The 18,703-nt window shown below is 62.4% G+C and carries 18 protein-coding genes and 1 tRNA gene; 13 read left to right on the top strand and 6 right to left on the bottom strand.

The window, feature by feature from the left end; all coding sequences use genetic code 11:
* Position 1: 1 nt before the first annotated feature.
* The 5 genes from AC1L6K_RS16310 (at position 2) to AC1L6K_RS16290 (ending at position 4,726) form a co-directional block, all read left to right on the top strand.
* Positions 2-613 carry a CDP-alcohol phosphatidyltransferase family protein gene (locus AC1L6K_RS16310; protein ID WP_480949884.1) on the top strand — a complete coding sequence of 204 codons (612 nt, stop codon included), beginning with the start codon at positions 2-4 and terminating at the stop codon, positions 611-613.
* Positions 610-1,512, top strand: coding sequence for a DMT family transporter (locus AC1L6K_RS16305; RefSeq protein WP_480949883.1), 903 nt, complete (start codon positions 610-612; stop codon positions 1,510-1,512). The genes AC1L6K_RS16310 and AC1L6K_RS16305 overlap by 4 nt, the downstream gene beginning before the upstream one ends.
* A 43-nt stretch (positions 1,513-1,555) precedes the next feature.
* Positions 1,556-2,761 (top strand): glycosyltransferase, encoded by a 1,206-nt coding sequence (locus tag AC1L6K_RS16300; RefSeq protein WP_480949882.1) that lies wholly within the window; start codon positions 1,556-1,558, stop codon positions 2,759-2,761.
* A gap of 94 nt (positions 2,762-2,855) precedes the next feature.
* Positions 2,856-2,929 (top strand) — tRNA-Ile (locus AC1L6K_RS16295).
* A 606-nt stretch (positions 2,930-3,535) separates the two neighbouring features.
* Entirely contained in the window at positions 3,536-4,726 is a 1,191-nt protein-coding gene (locus AC1L6K_RS16290) for an acyl-CoA dehydrogenase family protein (RefSeq protein ID WP_480949881.1), read from the top strand.
* A gap of 96 nt (positions 4,727-4,822) precedes the next feature.
* Here AC1L6K_RS16290 and AC1L6K_RS16285 read toward each other — a convergent pair whose 3' ends face one another.
* A complete protein-coding gene (locus AC1L6K_RS16285) occupies positions 4,823-5,437 on the bottom strand; it encodes a M23 family metallopeptidase (protein WP_480949880.1) in 615 nt (204 codons plus the stop codon).
* A 340-nt stretch (positions 5,438-5,777) separates the two neighbouring features.
* Between AC1L6K_RS16285 and rpsB the strand changes: the two genes are divergently transcribed.
* From rpsB to AC1L6K_RS16255, 6 genes are all read left to right on the top strand, one after another.
* Positions 5,778-6,713 carry a 30S ribosomal protein S2 gene (gene rpsB, locus AC1L6K_RS16280; RefSeq protein ID WP_480949879.1) on the top strand — a complete coding sequence of 312 codons (936 nt, stop codon included), beginning with the start codon at positions 5,778-5,780 and terminating at the stop codon, positions 6,711-6,713.
* A gap of 164 nt (positions 6,714-6,877) precedes the next feature.
* Positions 6,878-7,705: a translation elongation factor Ts gene (gene tsf, locus AC1L6K_RS16275; RefSeq protein WP_480949878.1), complete on the top strand. Its 828-nt coding sequence runs from the start codon at positions 6,878-6,880 to the stop codon at positions 7,703-7,705.
* Between the two features lie 215 nt (positions 7,706-7,920).
* On the top strand, positions 7,921-8,682 hold the full coding sequence (pyrH, locus tag AC1L6K_RS16270; protein ID WP_480949877.1) for a UMP kinase: 762 nt from the start codon (positions 7,921-7,923) through the stop codon (positions 8,680-8,682).
* Between the two features lie 128 nt (positions 8,683-8,810).
* Entirely contained in the window at positions 8,811-9,368 is a 558-nt protein-coding gene (frr, locus tag AC1L6K_RS16265) for a ribosome recycling factor (RefSeq protein ID WP_480949876.1), read from the top strand.
* 917 nt (positions 9,369-10,285) lie between these two features.
* Positions 10,286-11,176 carry a phosphatidate cytidylyltransferase gene (locus AC1L6K_RS16260; RefSeq protein ID WP_480952802.1) on the top strand — a complete coding sequence of 297 codons (891 nt, stop codon included), beginning with the start codon at positions 10,286-10,288 and terminating at the stop codon, positions 11,174-11,176.
* Between the two features lie 58 nt (positions 11,177-11,234).
* Positions 11,235-11,834: a DivIVA domain-containing protein gene (locus tag AC1L6K_RS16255; protein WP_480952801.1), complete on the top strand. Its 600-nt coding sequence runs from the start codon at positions 11,235-11,237 to the stop codon at positions 11,832-11,834.
* An 82-nt stretch (positions 11,835-11,916) separates the two neighbouring features.
* On the opposite strand, the gene AC1L6K_RS16250 is transcribed toward AC1L6K_RS16255, so the two are convergent.
* The 4 genes from AC1L6K_RS16250 to AC1L6K_RS16235 are packed head-to-tail and all read right to left on the bottom strand — an operon-like array spanning position 11,917 to position 15,810.
* Complete coding sequence (locus AC1L6K_RS16250; RefSeq protein WP_480949875.1) at positions 11,917-13,419, bottom strand: sodium/solute symporter; 1,503 nt, start codon at positions 13,417-13,419, stop codon at positions 11,917-11,919.
* Positions 13,416-13,808 (bottom strand): hypothetical protein, encoded by a 393-nt coding sequence (locus AC1L6K_RS16245; RefSeq protein WP_480949874.1) that lies wholly within the window; start codon positions 13,806-13,808, stop codon positions 13,416-13,418. The genes AC1L6K_RS16250 and AC1L6K_RS16245 overlap by 4 nt, the downstream gene beginning before the upstream one ends.
* Positions 13,809-13,824: 16 nt before the next feature.
* Entirely contained in the window at positions 13,825-14,550 is a 726-nt protein-coding gene (locus AC1L6K_RS16240; RefSeq protein WP_480949873.1) for a LytR/AlgR family response regulator transcription factor, read from the bottom strand.
* Between the two features lie 39 nt (positions 14,551-14,589).
* Positions 14,590-15,810: a GAF domain-containing sensor histidine kinase gene (locus AC1L6K_RS16235; protein WP_480952800.1), complete on the bottom strand. Its 1,221-nt coding sequence runs from the start codon at positions 15,808-15,810 to the stop codon at positions 14,590-14,592.
* A gap of 174 nt (positions 15,811-15,984) precedes the next feature.
* Here AC1L6K_RS16235 and AC1L6K_RS16230 point away from each other — a divergent pair, with 174 nt between their 5' ends.
* Both AC1L6K_RS16230 and AC1L6K_RS16225 read left to right on the top strand, forming a co-directional pair.
* Positions 15,985-16,353 (top strand): DUF485 domain-containing protein, encoded by a 369-nt coding sequence (locus AC1L6K_RS16230; RefSeq protein ID WP_480952799.1) that lies wholly within the window; start codon positions 15,985-15,987, stop codon positions 16,351-16,353.
* Positions 16,354-16,392: 39 nt separating this feature from the next.
* A complete protein-coding gene (locus AC1L6K_RS16225; protein WP_480952798.1) occupies positions 16,393-18,006 on the top strand; it encodes a solute symporter family protein in 1,614 nt (537 codons plus the stop codon).
* A gap of 205 nt (positions 18,007-18,211) precedes the next feature.
* Here AC1L6K_RS16225 and AC1L6K_RS16220 read toward each other — a convergent pair whose 3' ends face one another.
* Positions 18,212-18,682, bottom strand: coding sequence for an Lrp/AsnC family transcriptional regulator (locus AC1L6K_RS16220; protein ID WP_480949872.1), 471 nt, complete (start codon positions 18,680-18,682; stop codon positions 18,212-18,214).
* Positions 18,683-18,703: the final 21 nt, after the last annotated feature.

The raw sequence follows: 18,703 nt of genomic DNA, 5'->3' as shown, positions 1-18,703 counted from the left end.
CATGTCCGGGCGTTCCGGCATCAACATGGAAAATTCCAACGCCATCGTCACGATCCCCAACATCATCACAGTTGTCAGGTTTCTGGGAACCCCACTGTTTGTTTGGCTTGTCCTGGCCCGACACGAATACGGGTGGGGTGTCTTCGTCCTGGCCATGATGGGCTGCACCGACTGGATCGACGGCTATGCCGCGCGCAAGCTCAACCAATCCTCCCAGCTGGGCAGGATCATGGACCCCCTGGCCGACAGGGTGGCTTTGGTGGCTGTCAGCATCACCTTGGTGATTGCCCACATCCTGCCCTTGTGGCTGCTACTGCTCCTGGTGATTCCCGACGTCGTCCTGCTGAGCGTCACGCTGTACTTCTTTCGCGGAGACGCAGACCTCAAGGTCACCATGTTGGGCAAGACCCGCACGGCTGCGCTCATGATCGGCACACCGATGCTCCTGTTGGCCAAGGCGCTCGAATCGGACTTTACGTTCACGCTCGCCTGGATCTTCCTGGGTGCCGGCATGATCATGCACGTGATTGCCTTCAGCCAGTACTTTGTGGCGGTTCTGGCTAAACACCGCGAACTCCACCTTCCGAGCAATCCAGCGCAGGGCCGCCCATGATGTGGCTTGCCGTGGCGTGCGCCGTGGCAGGGGCCTTCTTCCTTGCCTTTGGTGCACAACGCCAGGGCAGTGCAGTGCAAAACAACACCGGCGGCCTGGCACTGGGCGGATCGGGGTTCCTGCGCCTGCTGCGCAACCCGCGCTGGGTGCTTGGGCTGACGCTGCTCGGTGCCGGGATGGTGTTGAATGTTGTCGCTCTGACCTTGGGCACCTTGACGGTGGTGCAGCCGATCGGGGCCATAGCACTGGTGATCACCACCGTTGTGAACTCCCGGGACCAGGGCATCAGGCTCAACCGTGCAACCGTCGTTTCCATCACCGCCTGCGTCGCCGGCAGCGCATTGTTTGTGCTCATGGCGGTGAATGTGGTGCGTGAAAATACTCACGTCAGTTCCACCCAGGAGCTGACGGTGGTGCTGCTGCTGGCCGTCGTCGTCACCATTTTTGGCGGGGCCCTTGTCATGTTCAAGCACCGGCTGAAGGCCTTCTTTTACATTCTCGGCTCGGGTGTCTTGTTTGGCTTCGTTGCCGTTTTGACCCGTATCATCTCCAAGCAGATCTTCGACCCCAACGGCTTGTTTCTGCTCAACGTCCAGTGGTATTCAGTGATTGCCATCGCCGCGGCGGGAGGACTGGGCAGCTGGTTTGTGCAAAGCGCCTACGCCAGCGGGCCCCCCGATCTGGTAATTGCCGGGCTGACAGTGATTGATCCGATGGTGGGTGTCGCCATCGGCATAGTCATTTTGGGTGAGCTTCGCGACGACGTGCCACCAGTGGTGGCGATTGCCATGGCCGGGGCCGCGTTACTTGCTATCGTTGGGGTTATTGCGTTGTCCAGGCACCATCCGGATGTGGTTAAGCGGCGCAAAGCTGCAAAAAAGGAACAACGTAAGCAATGAGTCGGCCCGCGGGCTGTTCAACCAGCCACCAGGAGATTTTCCCGTGACATCCAGCCCGACCGAAAGCGCCCAAAAGCCGCTTACCATCTTGATTGCTGCCGACACCTATCCGCCGCACATCAATGGGGCGGCACAGTTCTGTTTCCGGTTGGCAACAGGAATGACGGCCAGGGGTCAGAACGTGCACGTCATGGCGTGCCGGGAAGACGGCGGCCCCATGTTCACCGAACATCGCGCCGAAGCCACTGTGCACCGATTGCGGTCACGGCCAGTCCCGACCCACGAGTACTTCAGGATTTGCCTGCCGTGGGAGATCAAGAAGGACATTGCGGCTCTCTTCGACGTGATCAAGCCGGACGTGGTGCATGTGCAAAGCCACTACATGATTGGCGAACACGTCGTTTATGAGGCCGCCCGCCGCGGCATCCGGATTGTGGCAACCAACCATTTCATGCCCGCAAACCTGAACCCGTTCCTGCCGTTCCCGCAATGGTTCAAGAACATCATCGCCCGGGTCTCCTGGCGCGACATGGGCAAGGTCATGAGCCGGGCGGACGTTGTGACAACACCCACGCCGCTGGCCGCGAAGGCCATGCACGAACACGCGTTCCTGCGCAAGGTTTTGCCGCTCTCCAATGGCATTGAGTCAGGCAACTACGAACTGGCCTCGGGTGAAGCGGCGCCGCACAACCCGTACCCGACCGTTGCGTTTGTGGGCCGCCTTGCCGAGGAGAAGCATATTGACGTCCTGATCGACGCCATTGCAAAGACTCCGGCAGACCTCAATCTGCACCTCGTGGTGGTTGGCGGCGGCGAGGTCAAGGGTGCACTTAAGGTCCAGGCTGAGAAGCTGGGGCTGTCTTCCCGGGTGACGTTCACCGGATTGATCAGCGACGAGGAGTTGCGCGAGGTTTACCTCAAGGCGGATTTGTTCGTCATGCCCGGCACGGCCGAGCTGCAGTCCCTTGTGACGTTGGAAGCCATGAGCGCCTCCACCCCCGTGGTGCTGGCAGATGCCATGGCCCTGCCGCACCTGGTGGATCCCGGTGTCAATGGCTACTTGTTCGAACCCAACGACAGCGATGACCTGGCCGAAAAGATCACGACCATCATGCGGCTGTCCACTGAGGACCGCGAGGCAATGGGTGCTGCAAGCCACGCCATGGTCGCCCGCCATGGATTGAAGAAGACCCTGGACACCTTTGAAGACATTTATCGTGGCGGGAGCTACGAGGATCACGCGGTTTAGAGGTTGACCCCTTAGGATTGTGGGAGTGCTTTTCCTTGAGCCGCATTTTGCTGTAATGCAAATAGATGCCGTGACAAGGGCAGGCGCCTTGCATGGGGCCATAGCTCAGCTGGTTAGAGCGCGGGACTCATAATCCTTAGGTCCTCGGTTCAAGTCCGAGTGGCCCTACCGTGCGATACCCCCGGAATCACGACGATTCCGGGGGTATTTTGTTTGTTCTGCCAGCCAACCCCCAGTCCATGTGAGTTGCTGCCCCGACGACTGTGTCCAGGGGAATTAACTGCCCGCTGACCGCGGAGTCTGCGGCTGGGTTGGAGGAATTCCGCCTCGAATGGCCATGCTGCCAGCTCCGGGGGTTGTCGTGGTCATTCGCCCGAGGCCGGCCATGGGCGAATGACCACGACAGCCCCCGGAGGTCGAAGATTTGTCTCTTCCGCCGGCAAAAGACCGCAACAGCCCCGCAGCCTGCCCGAGGCGCCCCTGCATCTTCCGCAAGGTGCACCGCCGCTGCCGGCGCAACGCGGGCACGCCGGCTGCGGCCTTGGCACGGCTTCGGCATGGGCAGCCATCATTTCGGGAACTCGTTTCAGCGTGATGACAGCCTCGCCGGGAGACTCGGCGGGCGTGTTGGGGGACCGCTCCGGCCTGTGGCCCCGGAACAACCGGAAATGTTGCCTGCGACACGTGAATGCTGTATGTTACTGATCAGTAACATGTTTGGTTCTGGGCCGAACGGTTCACTGTTCACAGATGAGATCAAGCAAAGGAATGCCCGTGTCCAAGGCTGCAGTAGACCCGAACAACCTCCCCTACGCCGATGGCGACTTCTACGGATTTGAGCAGATGCTCTCCGGGAAAGAGCGGGAACGCCTGCAGGAACTTCGCGACTTCCTGGCCAAGGAAGTCAAGCCGATTGCCACCGACTGCTGGAACCGCGGCGAATTCCCCATGGAGATCATCCCCAAGCTGGCGGAACTGGACATCATGAGCCCGGTCCACCGCCAGGGCTACTCAAGCCTTTTCGCCGGCCTGAGCCACGCCGAATTCACCCGTGCCGACGCTTCCATCGCCACCTTCATGGGCGTGCATGACGGACTCTTCACCGGCTCCATCGAGGCACTGGCCTCGGAGGAGCAAAAGGCCGCCTGGCTCCCTGACATCTACGCCATGAAGAAGATCGGGGCTTTTGGCCTGACGGAACCGCTGGGTGGTTCGGACGTGGCAGGCGGCACCCGCACCACGGCAGTGCGCGACGGTGGGAATTGGATCCTCAACGGCGCCAAGCGTTGGATCGGCAACGCCACCTTCTCGGACTGGGTTGTCATCTACGCCCGCGATGTTGAGGACAACCAGGTCAAGGCCTTCATGGTTGACACCGCCCTGCCCGGCTACACCGCCACCAAGATCGAAAACAAGACCGCGCTGCGCACCGTGCAGAATGCCGACATCACCCTCGAGAATGTCGTTGTTCCGCATGAGTACAAGCTGGCCGGCGGCAACAGCTTCCGTGACACCAACAAGGTCCTCAAGGTCACCCGCCTGGCAGTGGCCTGGCAGGCCGTGGGCCAGCAGATGGCCGCGTTCGACGTGGCCCGCCGCTACGCCGTGGAGCGCCAACAGTTCGGCCGGCCCATCGCCTCGTTCCAACTGGTGCAGGACCAGCTGGTGAAAATGCTGGGCAACACGGTGGCCTCCACCGGCATGATGGTGCGCCTGTCCCAGCTCGAGGACCTGGGTCAGGCAAAGGACGAACAGTCAGCACTGGCAAAGGCCTTCACGACGGCACGCATGCGCGAGACAGTCGCCATGGGCCGGGGCCTCTTTGGCGGCAACGGCATCGTCACCGACTACGAGATGGCGAAGATCTTCGCCGACGCCGAGGCCATCTACTCCTACGAAGGCACCTACGAGATCAACACGCTCGTCACCGGGCGTGCCATCACGGGAATCTCCGCGATCGTGTAGTTCCGCACCGCACGCTAGCAACACTCCTGTAACCCGCAGTGCGGTCGCCCCGGCGGCTGCACTGCGGGTTGCTTGGTTAATCCAACAGTGCCCCAGTCATCCGCCCGACAGGGGAAGCAGTATCGACGGGCGCAGGTCCAGGATGAATTGCAGGGGGTCCAAATACTCGTCGCCGCGACGCACGCCCCAGTGCAGGCAGCTGGCGGCACCGGCCCCGCCGCAATGGCTCGGGCCCTCCACAATGCCGATGGTTTGGCCGCGTGCCACCGCATCGCCCGCTTTCAGGGTCGACGTGACAGGTTCAAAACTCAGCCGCAAACCGTCCGCCACGGCAATGGTCAGCACTGCCCTATTAACCACGACGCCGGAAAACGTCACCACGCCATCAGTGGGCGCAAGCACGGCAATTCCCTGGGCTGCTGCCAGGTCGACACCCCGGTGGCCGCTCAGCCACGGTTTGGCCGGCGGATCAAAGGCGTGCACCACCCGGGGCTTCCCGGCCAAGGGCCAGCCCCAGGCGAGGGAGGCTGGCAGGGGAGCGGCCGCCGTCGGACGTGCATCGGCAAAAGCCGCAGCCGAGACGGCAGCCGCCGGGGAAGACACGGGGGAGGGCAGTAAAACCATGACCGCCAGGAGGGCGCACAGCAGCTGCGCGCTCCGGGGCCGGGAACCCGGACCGGGGCTGTTGCGGGTGCGAATCGGGGTCCTCATCCCTCCATCGTGCGCCGTGCAGGAGAAGCTGCGTCGGCCGCCGGACAATTTGTGCACAAATCAAGTGGCACACCGGCCTGTGGGGGACTGAAACTGGTCAGCCGGCAAGGCTGCGCTGTAGTAACATTGAGAGAGCAGTGTGGTGTTTGTGCACTGACTACGCGCACCCCGCCCTGATGAGGTACCAAGATTCGTCTTGGATCCTGCTGATGGATTGTGCCCATACGGTCCGCCCCACGGCGGTTTATGGAATGCACGATGGGTGCCAGGAGCAACGGATTCGGCCCCGGCCGGAACCAACACGCTAAACAACCGTAAAATTATCAGAAGGAGCGTCGGCATGCCCGTCGTAACAATGCGCCAGCTGCTTGACAGCGGCGTCCACTTTGGACACCAGACCCGTCGTTGGAACCCGAAGATGAAGCGATTCATCCTCACGGAGCGCAACGGCATCTACATCATTGACCTGCAGCAGTCACTGTCTTTCATTGACCGCGCCTACGAGTTCGTGAAGGCCACCGTTGCACACGGCGGCACCGTACTCTTCGTCGGCACCAAGAAGCAGGCTCAGGAAGCAATCGCCGAGCAGGCTACCCGCGTGGGCCAGCCCTACGTGAACCAGCGCTGGTTGGGTGGCATGCTCACCAACTTCCAGACGGTTTCCAAGCGCATCTCGCGCATGAAGGAACTCGAAGAGATCGACTTCGACGACGTTGCTGGTTCAAACCACACCAAGAAGGAGCTCCTGCTCCTGAAGCGCGAACTGACCAAGCTGCAGACCAACCTCGGTGGTATCCGCAACCTGACCAAGGCACCGTCCGTGCTCTGGGTTGTTGACACACCCAAGGAGCACCTCGCCATCGACGAGGCGCACAAGCTGAACATCCCCGTTGTGGCCATCCTGGACTCCAACTGCAACCCGGACGAAGTTGATTTCCCGATTCCGGGCAACGACGACGCCATCCGCTCCGTTGCACTGTTGACCCGCGTGATCGCTGACGCCATTGCTGAAGGCTTGATCGCCCGCAACAACAAGGCAACCGGCAACGAAGAAGCCCCGGCCGAGCCCTTGGCTGAGTGGGAGCGCGAACTCCTCGAAGGCGAAAAGGCTGCTGCCCCGGCAGAAGCTGCTGCTGTCGAAGCTCCGGCAGAAGCTGCTGCTGTCGAAGCTCCGGCTGAAGCCGCTGCTCCGGCCGAGGCCGCTGCCGAGACCGTTGTTGAAGCCCCGGCCGAGGCCGCTGCTGAAGCGCCTGCCGAAGCTGCAACCGAGAAGTAAGAACCTTTCCTGGCAGCGACTGACAGGGGAGCAATCCCCTCAGTAAGCAGCCAAGCAAGGCACCAGAAGCTGGCAGGATCGCACCGCCCACAAGGCAAAGCGGTCCTGCCAGAACTGGCCTACTACTGATTTACATACTCAAACATCTACACTGAGGGGTTCATATGGCGAACTACACCGCCGCTGATATTAAGGCTCTGCGCGAGCGCACAGGCGCTGGCATGATGGACGTCAAGAAGGCTCTCGACGAGGCCAACGGCGACGCCGACAAGGCCATGGAACTGATCCGCATCAAGGGTCTCAAGGGTGCCACCAAGCGCGAAGGCCGCTCAACCGCTGAAGGCCTCGTTGCCGCAGCCGTTGACAACGGTGTTGGCGTCATGGTTGAGGTCGCCTGCGAAACTGACTTCGTGGCCAAGGCTGCCCCCTTCATCGAATTCGCCAACACGGTTCTGGCCACGGCCATCTCCTCCGGCGCAGCCGATGTTGAAGCACTGCTGGCTGTTGACGTTGACGGCAAGCCCATGTCCGAGGCTGTCATTGCAGCCGGCGCCCTGCTGGGCGAAAAGGTTGCCATCCGCCGCCTGGCCCGCGTTGAAGGTGCCACGGTTGACTCTTACCTGCACAAGACGTCCAAGGACCTCCCCGCACAGGTTGGCGTGCTCTTCGCCATCGACGGTGACAACAAGGAGGTTGCGCACGACGTAGCCGTGCACATTGCTGCCATGTCACCGACGTTCCTGACCCGCGACGAAGTTGCTGCCGACGTCGTCGAAAGCGAACGCCGCATTGCCACCGAAACCGCACAGGCCGAGGGCAAGCCCGAAGCAGCCATGACGAAGATTGTTGAAGGCCGCCTGACTGGCTTCTTCAAGGAGATCGTCCTGGTTGACCAGTCCTTCGCCAAGGACGCCAAGAAGAGCGTTGCCGCTGTTCTGGCAGAAGCCGGCGTCAAGCCTGTTGCCTTCGCACGTTTCCGCGTCGGAGCATAATTCACTTTGTGAACTAGCCGGATGTGACGAAGAAAGGGGTGACCGCGAACTGCGGTTGCCCCTTCTTTGCGTCCAACGTCGGATAGGATTCTAGACGCGGCCCTTCACCATGCCCTGAGCGAGGTGACGGCAGTACCCCGAACAATTGCACGCAAACAACTGACGCGACTCAATCCAAGCGCCACCAGCCAACGCCGGCACCTACGGAAGGCACCATGACCACGAATATTTCGCAGCCCGCGCCCAGCAGCACCGCATCAGCGCCGGGAACAGGCAAACGCCGTCGAGTTTTGCTGAAGCTCTCCGGCGAAGTTTTCGGCGCCGGCAAGCTCGGAGTCGACATGGACACCATCCGGGACATTGCCAAGCAGATCGCCAGCACCGTGGACACAGTGGAGGTCGCCATCGTCGTGGGCGGAGGCAACTTCTTCCGCGGCGCCCAACTGTCCCAGGCCGGCATGGACCGCTCCAGGGCCGACTACATGGGCATGCTGGGCACAGTCATGAACTGCCTGGCGCTGCAGGACTTCCTGGAACAGGCAGGCGTCGACACCCGGGTGCAGAGTGCCATCACCATGGGCCAGGTCGCCGAGGCGTACATTCCGCGCCGCGCCATCCGCCACATGGAAAAGAGCCGCGTGGTCATCTTCGGCGCCGGCGCCGGACTGCCCTACTTCTCCACTGACACCGTCGCCGCCCAGCGTGCGCTGGAAGTCCATGCCGACGTCGTGCTGATGGCCAAAAACGGTGTTGACGGCGTCTACACGGCCGACCCCAAGAAGGATCCGACGGCCGTCAAGCTTGACCACTTGAGCTACGACGAGGCGATGGCCCGCGACATCCGGGTCATGGACCAGACGGCATTTGCCCTCTGCCGCGACAACAACGTGACCATGCTCGTCTTCGGCATGGAAGGCGAAGGCAATGTGACGCGCGCCATTCTCGGCGAAGAGCTGGGCACGCTGGTCACCCCGTAAATACGCGCACGGCCCATCGTGACGTTGGCTGGCCCCGGCCGCCACGCAGGTCACGGTAGGATGGATTCAGATTTGCCGCGGGTTCCGTCGCGGAATAGTTGTGTAGTCATTTATTGAGGGAGAGACGCGTGATCGAAGAAACTTTGCTCGAGGCCGAGGAAAAGATGGACAAGGCCATCGAAGTTGCCAAAGAAGAGTTCTCCGCGGTCCGCACAGGCCGTGCCAACCCCGCCATGTTCCACAAGGTCATGGTGGAGTACTACGGCTCACCGACGCCGTTGCAGCAGCTGGCCGCCTTTGCCGTGCCGGAAGCCCGCACACTGCTCATCACGCCGTTCGACAAGACCTCGATGCATGACATCGAGCGCGCGCTGAGTTCCTCCGAGGTCGGGGCCAACCCCTCCAACGACGGCAATGTCATTCGCATCATGATGCCGGAGCTGACGCAGGAACGTCGCAAGGAATACGTCAAGATTGTCCGCACCAAGGGCGAGGACGCCAAGATTTCCGTGCGCAACATCCGTCGCAAGGCCAAGGAGCAGCTGGACAAGCTGGTCAAGGATGGGGACGCCGGTGAAGACGAGGGCGCCCGTGCCGAGAAGGAATTGGACACGCTGACCAAGTCGCACACCGAGAACATCGATGAGCTGCTCAAACGCAAGGAAGCCGAGCTACTCGAGGTCTAATGTCCGACCCCAAGAATGCGCCGGCCGGTTCCGCCAAGGAGCCGGCCGCGTCAAATCCAGAGGCCGGTCTCATGCCGGCTCCGGCTGACTATCAATTTCCGAGCCGGAAAGCCCGCCGCCATGCTGAGCTGACGGGCATGATTCCCATCATTGTGCCCAAAACCAAGACCGGTGAAGAGCAGCCGCAGCAGCCTTCTGCCGGGAAGGACGACGACGGCACAGGCTCAGGCGGGCCCCGCCCCGACACCACGGCCGGTGCAGTAACGCAGCCCGGCACCGGAAATTCCGTCGCGGCAAAGTCCAAGGCCGGCAAGGCGAAGTCGGATGCCGGTAAGGTGCCTGTCAAGGACTCTGCTGACGCCGCGACGTCGGATGCCGGTAAGGTGCCTGCCAAGATTTCCGCTGACACAGTGGTGGCAGGGCACAAGGCAGCAGATGGTGCCGCCTCGCGGAACGAAAGGACCGCAGCCGGGCGGAAGCCGCGGAAGAAACGTGCCAACGCTTCGGCTCATCTGGCACCCGTTGCTCCGGTGACAGAGCCGAAGGACGCTCCCGCAAAATCTGCATCAAACGCTCGCGGAAGCAAAGCTGCAGGCGTTGGTTCCGGCACCGCTGTCGCCCAACCTGTTGCTGTTGCTCCCGTGACTACGGCGGCCGGACCCAAGGTTGCCTCGACCAAGACTGACGGACCCAAAACTGCAGGGACGAAAGAAAGCTCCCCAGGGTCGGTTTCGAAAACCGCCGGCACCAAGGTCAAGGCCGCTGGCAAAACTGGAAGCAAAACCGAAGCTGCCGTTGCGACGGATGTTGCGTCCGACGTCGAGCTTTCCGGTCAGGAAGCAGCCCCGCGCCCGGTCTCAGCCACCCAGGTCACCGGCATTCCAGTGATTCCTGTGCCGCAGGGGCCCATCGCGGCCATGCCCGCGGCGGCCACGACTGTCAAGGTGCCACGGACACCGAAGGCCGGCCGCGACCTGCCAGCGGCCATCAGCGTTGGCCTGGCACTGCTCGTGCTCGTCATTGGCTCACTGCTCTTTTACCCGGTGGCCTTTATCGCCGTCGCCACTGTCTTCGCCTGTGTCGGCGTCTGGGAAGTCAATCGGGCCATTGCAGGCAAGGGCATCAGCGTGCCGTTCACTCCTGTCATGGTTGGTGCGCTGGCCATGCCCGCGTCCGCATACTTTGCCGGTGCCGAGGGGTTGCTTTTCGCTCTCGTCGCCAGCACCGGCGCAACGGTCCTGTGGCGCTCCCTTGATCCCGAGCCAGGCGCCGCCAAGAGCATTCTGGCCGGAGTGTTTTCACTCATGTGGATCCCGTTCCTGCTCAGTTTTGTATTCTTGATGCTGCGCGGGGAGCACGGTCCCACCGTCGGGATGACGTTGGACCTCAACGACATCAACCCCGGCGTGGTGCAGGTGATCATCATGTTGCTGCTGGTGGTCGCCAATGACACCTTCGGTTATCTGGTCGGCGCGCTTTTCGGCAAACACCCAATGGCACCAAAGATCAGCCCCAAGAAATCCTGGGAGGGATTTGCCGGTTCCCTGGCAGGGGCAATGCTGGTGGCCATTCCAGCCACAGTTTTCCTGCTTGACCAGCATTGGTGGGTGGGCTTCGCCCTGGCCATTGGTATGGTCTTTGCAGGCACTGGCGGAGACTTTGCCGAGTCCATGGTCAAGCGTGAGCTTGGCGTCAAGGACATGAGCAACTTGCTGCCGGGCCACGGCGGGGTCATGGACAGGCTGGATTCAATCCTGTTCGCGGCACCCGTGGCATACGCCATCTTTACCCTGTTAGGCCGGTTCTAAAGCGCAACCGGCGCCCGGCAAGTTGCCCCACCCATAGAGAAAAGTTCAAGGAATGACTGTGACAGTGGATGAGACGCCCCGGACCAACACCAAATTCAAGTTGGTGGGTCCCAAGCAAATTGGCTATAACGTCAAGCAGGTCGACGTGTTCCTTGAACGCGCCCGGGCGTACTTCCTGAACACGGACAGCGACGACAAAGCCATCACCAGCTATGACGTGCGCACTGCCGCATTTGACCCGGCCCGCGGCGGTTACAGCGCCCAGGCCGTCGACGCCGCCATGGACCGGATCGAAGATGAGTTCGTCCTGCGCGAAAAGGACCTGCTGATCGTCGCCGAGGGTGAAAAGGCGTGGATGATGAAGATCGGCAAGACAGCGTCCCTGCTGCGTGCCCGCCTCCACCGCCCCGACGGAGAACGGTTCCGGCGCCCCTCACGTAAAGGCACCCAGAGCTACAACGTCAACGACGTCGACGTGCTGTGCCGTGAACTGCTCGTCTACATTGAAGACAACGGTGAACTCAGCGTCGACGTGGTCCGCCGGGCAGTGTTCGCCCCTGAAAAGGGTCCCGACGGGTACGAGGAAAGCCAAGTGGATGCGTTCCTTGACCGCGTGGTTGAGCTGATGGCCTCAATCGACCCGCTGACCTCAAAGTAGGCGCCAGGTCCTGTTGCCTGCCCCACAGCAGTGGTCGGTGTGCAGCATGACCGCGTATTTTTCGGGGCGGTTTGAGCCTGGGTCAGCCGGTCTGCGACCTGGGATCCTCCAGGGCCAGGGGCCGCTCAGGCACATGCAGCCTCGTCATGAACCGGGAGAGCGTTGAACTGCGGCGGTGCCGGGTGGCCCTGGAAACAACTATCGTGACCAGGAAGGCGACCGGGACCGTCCACGCGGCCGGCTGCGTGAGCAGATCCCGCCACGGAGAGTCGGCCGCCGTCGGGCCGCCCACCATTATCGCAGTTCCGCACAATACTCCGCCCGTCAGCATGCCTGCAACGGCTCCGGCGTCGGTGAGCCCGCGCCACCAAATGCCCAGCAGGAGCAGCGGACAGATCGTGGATGCCGTGAAGGCAAAGACCAGGCCCACGCTGCCGGCCAGCCCCAGCGATTCGGTCACCATGGCAACTCCAAAAGGCACGACGGCGGCAAAAACAGCGGCGATCCGGAATCCCCGCACGCTGCCGCCCAACAGGTCCTGGCTGATGACCCCGGCCAGTGAGACGACCAGGCCCGAGGTGGTGGACAGGAAGGCAGCAAAAGCGCCCGCCACCACCAAGGCAGACAAAAGATCCCCGCCCAGGCCGCCAATCAGCTTTCCCGGCAGCAACAGCACCGTCGCATCCGGGTAGCCATTGGCCGCCAGCTCCGGCAAAAAAGCCCTGCCCAGCACGCCGTAAATGGTGGGGAAAAGGTAAAAAATGGAGAGCAGCCCCAAAACTATCAGCGTCGTGCGGCGGGCTGCAGCGCCGTCGGGATTGGTATAAAAACGCACCAGGACGTGGGGCAAACCCAGGGTGCCAAACAGCAGCGCCACCATGAGGGAAAGGGTGCTGTACGTGGAGTCTCCCGCGAGCGGGGCCGCGGACGGGAACAACTCCGTGCCTGCCGGAAGCGACGGCCCGGAGCCGGTGGCGCCCGTGACCAGGAGCAGGATGAAGATGGCCGGCACGGCCAATGCCGTGAGCTTGAGCCAATATTGGAAGGCCTGGACGAACGTGATGGAGCGCATTCCGCCGGTGACAACCGTGAGGCAGACGACGACAACGACGGCGCCCGCGCCAACCCATGACGGCAGCCCCGTGGTGGTGCGGATGGTCAGGGCGGCGCCGTGCAATTGCGGCACTATGTAGAACCAGCCCACCACAACCACAAGCAGGCTTGTGACATAGCGGGCAGTGGTTGATCCCAGCCTGGCCTCGGCAAAGTCAGGGATGGTGTAGGCGCCCGAACGGCGCAGGGGGGCTGCAACGAAGAACAGCAACATCAAGTACCCGGCGGTGTAGCCGATGGGGAACCAGAGGGCGTCGAGCCCGGAGACGACTATGAGCCCGGCAATGCCAAGGAAACTTGCTCCCGAAAGGTATTCCCCGCCAATGGCCGAGGCATTCCACCACGGCCGCACAGTACGTGAGGCAACATAAAAATCGCTCGTTGTCCGGGAAATCCGCAATCCATAAAACCCGATCACTGTGGTGGCAACGGACACGAGAATCAAGGCCGTGTAGCCAATGGTCGGGTTCATTTTTCACCCACCAGGTCGCGGTACTGGTTTTCATTCTTTGTTGCCGCCCGCACATAGAGCAAGGCGCAGGCACCAATGATGGGGTAGACGCCAACACCCAGCAAGAGCCAAGGGGCGGGAATGCCCAGGATCAACCAATCCGAAAAGAAGGGCACCCACTGGACAAGCACCCAGCACAACAGCAGGGCGGCAGTGAAACCGGCCGTCACCACCAAGGCCAGCCGCAGCTGCGAGCGGATCAAGGAACGCACCATCACCTCACCGACAGCTGTTTGCTCGGCAACTTCCTGCGACACGCTTGTGCCGGGCGGGATGTGGCGGGCCTGCGTGCGCGGGGCGGCAACCCTGACCCGGCCTGCTGCCGGCGGACGGCTGGGGCCGATTGTCATCGGCTGTGTCCTGGCATCATGAGCTTGGCCGCACCCTTGTGGCCTGCAAATGCTCCCTCAGTACGGGCACATGCCTGCGGCTGACGGGCAGGACGGCGCTGCCCACCGACACCGTCGGCTTGGCAGCGCTGAGCTTCCAGGCACTGACAAAGTGCAGGCACACCAGATATGACCTGTGAATGCGGATGAAGCCCGACTCGGCCCACTGTTGTTCCAAATCAGCCAGGGGGACCCGAATCAGGTAGCTTGCATCGGCGGTGTGCAGCCTGGCGTAATCGCCCTGGGCCTGCACGAACCTTACCTCGTCAATACGGATGAGCTTGCTGACCCCGCCCAGGTCGACGGTGATCATCTCCACCTCATCGGCGGCAGCAGGATGTGCCACCAGTTCAACGACACGGTCGATCGTGCGGGTGAGCCGCTCGGTGCGGAGCGGTTTCAAGAGGTAGTCGACGGCGGCGAGTTCAAACGCTTCAAGCGCCCTGTCGTCGTCGGCCGTCACAAAGACGACCACTGGCGGGTTGCTTCCGCTGCCAATGACCTTTGCCAGCTCCAGCCCCGACAGGCCAGGCATGTGGATATCCAGAAACACTGCGTCAACGGTGTTTACGGTGAGCAGCTCGAGGGCTTGGGCGCCGCTGATGGCCCGGTGGATGGTGCCGACGCGCGGGTCCCGCCCGAGCAGGAAGGCGAGCTCTTCGACGGCGGGCAGCTCGTCGTCGGCCACAAGGACATTAATCATGTGGCTAAGCGTACGGGGCCAAGGCCCGCAGCGCCCGCATCAGGCGTCGTGGCCGGGCTGGTTCTTCGGCACCGTCATGGTGATGAGCATCCCGTGCCCCACGCCCGTGTCGACGGTGAGCCCGTGGTCGTCGCCATAGACCTGGCGCAGGCGGGCGTCAACATTGCGCAGGCCCACATGCGTGCCGTCATGCTGGCCTGCCAGGACCAACCGCAGCTGCTCCGGGTCCATCCCCACGCCGTCGTCCTCTATTGTCACTTCCGTGTACGCACCCAAATCCCTGGCACAAATCTGCACGAGCCCGTTGCCGACCTTCGCCTCAAGTCCGTGGCGGACGGCGTTTTCAACCAGCGGCTGCAGGCTCAGGAACGGTATCACCGTGCTGAGCACCTCGGGGGCAATTTGGAGGCTGACCTGCAGGCGCTCGCCAAAACGGGCGTTCTCCAGCAGCAGGTACCTGTCGATGCAGCGCAGCTCCTCGGCCAACGTGGTGAAATCCCCGTGCCGGCGGAAGGAATAGCGGGTGAAATCGGCAAACTCAACCACCAGGTCCCGGGCCCGCTGCGGGTCGGTGTTGATGAAGGAGGCGATCGCGTTGAGCGAGTTGTAGATGAAATGCGGGCTGATCTGCGCGCGCAGGGCCCGCACCTCAGCCTCCGCCAGCAGGCTCCGTGACGCGCCCAGTTCGGCGAGCTCGAGCTGGGCCGACACCCAGCCGGCCACCTCATTCGTTGCCCGGACCAGCCCGGCCGAGGGCGCCTTCGACAGAATGATCACTGTACCCACGGCCCTGGACTCCACCTTCAGGGGACAGATGACGGCAGCCTTCAATTCGCCGCCGTGCAGTGGCAACCCGAGAGCCTCGCGCAGGGGCTGGTCCAGGGTGGCCACCTGGGTGCGGCCGGTGCGCAGCGCCTTGGCCGCCAGGTTCATGACGACGGCGGAATCGGGTTGCTTGGCTGCGGCACCTGCACCGTCCCAGGCCAGCAGGCGGGAGTCGTCGGTCATTGCGATGGCCGCACAGTTGAGCAGCGCCCGCAACTGCTTGCTTGCCTTCAACGCCCCGGCCGGCTCCAGGCCGTTGCGCAGCTGTTCGCCTGCGGCTGCCGCAGAATGCAGCGCCGCAAATGTTGCATGCTCGGCGTCGGTGCCAAGTTCACGGTACGACCTCGAGAGCCGGAAGCCGACGGCGGCAACAACGGCGACGGCGGCCACCACGGCAGCGATGGCGATGATGAGCAGGAGGGTGGAATCGCTCAGCACGGGAGTGGACATGGAGTAAAGACTAGCCGGAGTTCGCCGGCGCCCGGTTGCGGGGGATTGTGCCGTTCGGCGCAGCGTCGATGCCGTTCACCGCGGCACATGACCAACGACCCAAAAATGTGAGCTGACGCACTTCATAGTGAAAGGGATCACATCACTCAAGGAGGAATGATGGGTAATTCTGCCCACGCAAGCAATGAAGGTCCGGTTGACTTTACAGCGGAACAGAGCTCGGAAGAGTTCCAGGAACTCCGCAAGTCGCACCGGAATTTTGTTTTCCCTGTCGCCATCGGCTTTTTGGTCTGGTATTTCGCGTACGTACTGTTGGCCGCCTACGCCCACGACTTCATGTCCATCAAGGTCTGGGGCAATTTCAACATTGGCCTGATCATGGGCCTGCTTCAGTTCGTCACCACTTTTGGCATCACCACCTGGTATGTCACTTACGCCAATCGCAAGCTCGATCCCCAGGCAGCCGTCATTCGCACGCGCCTGGAAAGCCAGATCGCTGCTGCAGACCAGACCAAGGAAGAGGTTTAGCCCGTGAGCCTGTTCGCCATTCTCCCCACTGTTGCCCCGCTGGCAACGCTCGCTGAGCAAACGAAGGAAAAATCCTGGATCAACATCTTGATCTTCGTTGGCTTCGTTGCGATCACCATGATCGTGGTGTTCCGGGCCAGCCGCAACAACAAAACGGCCGCTGACTACTACGCGGCCGGCCGTTCCTTCTCCGGCGGCCAAAACGGTACAGCGATTGCCGGCGATTACCTTTCGGCAGCGTCCTTCCTTGGCATTACCGGCGCCATTGCGGTCAACGGCTACGACGGCTTCCTCTACTCCATCGGCTTTCTCGTGGCCTGGCTGGTTGCGCTGTTGCTCGTTGCCGAGCTGCTGCGCAACACCGGCAAGTTCACCATGGCCGACGTGCTCTCCTTCCGCCTCAAGCAGCGTCCCGTGCGTATCGCAGCAGCCACCACCACACTGGTTGTCTGCTTCTTCTACCTGCTCGCGCAGATGGCCGGTGCCGGTGGTCTGGTGTCACTGCTGCTCGGCTTCGACAACTCCAACAAGGTTGGCCAGAACATTGTCATCGCCGTCGTTGGTGTGCTCATGATCGTGTACGTACTGATCGGCGGCATGAAGGGCACCACCTGGGTGCAGATCATCAAGGCGTTCCTGCTCATCATTGGTGCGGCGATCATGACCATCATTGTGCTGGCCATGCACGGCTTCAACCTCTCGACCTTGATGGACGCCGCAGTGCAGACCTCCGTCAACGAGGGCGGTGTGGGCGAGGCACTGCTGAACCCGGGCGCTGCATACGGCAAGGCTCCGCTGGACTTTGTTTCACTGGCGCTGGCGCTGGTGCTGGGAACAGCCGCCCTGCCGCACGTGTTGATGCGCTTCTACACGGTCCCCACGGCCAAGGAAGCCCGCAAGTCCGTGGTGTGGGCGATTTGGCTCATCGGCGGCTTCTACGTCTTCACCCTGGTCCTTGGCTACGGTGCAGGTGCCTTGATCGGCAAGGAAGCCATCCTGGCTGCTCCAGGCGGCGTCAACGCGGCCGCCCCGCTGCTGGCCTTCGTGGTGGGTGGGCCGATCCTGCTGGGCTTCATCTCCGCCGTCGCCTTCGCCACCATCCTTGCGGTTGTGGCCGGGCTGACCATCACGGCGGCGGCATCCTTTGCCCACGACATCTACTCCAACGTCATCGTCAAGGGCGCGCCCAAGCCGGAGATGGAAGTCAAGGTAGCCCGACGCACCGTCATTGTGATCGGTTTGGTCGCCATCGGCGGCGGCATCCTGGCCAACGGCCAGAACATCGCCTTCCTGGTTGCGCTGGCTTTCGCCATCGCAGCCTCGGCAAACCTGCCCACGATCATTTACTCGCTGTTCTGGAAGAAGTTCACCACCCAGGGCGCACTGTGGAGCATGTACGGCGGGCTGGCTGCAGCCATCATCTTGATCGCGTTCTCCCCGGTCGTCTCCGGCAACGAGAAGGCCATGATCCCGGGTGCCGACTTCTCCTGGTTCCCGCTGGCCAACCCCGGCATCATCTCCATCCCGCTGGCGTTCTTCCTGGGCTGGTTGGGCACCGTGCTGGACAAGAACACCGAGGACCCGCGCATCCAGGCTGAAATGGAAGTTCGCTCCCTGACAGGTGTGGGCGCCGAGAAGGCGGTGGACCACTAATCCCCACCTGCGCCCCAAGGGGATCCGCTGGCGCGTTTCCCCTTGGGGCCCCTCGCAGTTGTGGGCCCACCCCGCTGTCGGCAGCAACGCCCCGTCTGAAGGCCCCATTCACCGTCAAATTACGACGGCGGATGGGGCCTTTTGCGAGCCGGCTCAAAACGCCGCACCCGAAAATGCCGGCCCGCGCCCAGGCTCGCTCCCCACGTCAGCGTTCCAACACGCGCATCAACAAGGGGGACATGCGGAAGGGGACGAGCTCGTTCATGGAGAGCGAGGTTTCCGTGCGTTCAACACCGTCACACGCCAGTATTTTGCCGTTCACGCGGAACAAGTCCTCGGCGCCTGTGGAGACGACCTTGACCAGCAGGTCCGCCCTGCCGCTGAGCCCGTGGGCTTCAACAACCTCCGGGATGGCGGACAGCGCCGTGGCCAATTCAGCAATCTTTCGCTGCTGGACGTGCACGGAAATGAACGCCGTCAAGGGGTAGCCCAGCGGCGCCGGGCTGATCCTGTGGTCGAAGGGCAGGAACGCGTGGCGCTTCTCCAATGCCGCCATCCTGGCCTGGACGGTGTTTCGGGACAATCCGAGCCGCTCGGCCATGGCAACCACCGTTTGCCGGGGGTCCTTGACCAGGGCCAGGAGGATGCGTGCGTCGGTTCCGTCCAAAGTTGACATACTGCGCAGACTAGCATGGCC

Source organism: Specibacter sp. BI4, from assembly GCF_056680095.1.
The sequence above is the reverse complement of the archived record's forward strand: the minus strand, read 5'-3'. Positions and strand labels throughout refer to the sequence as shown.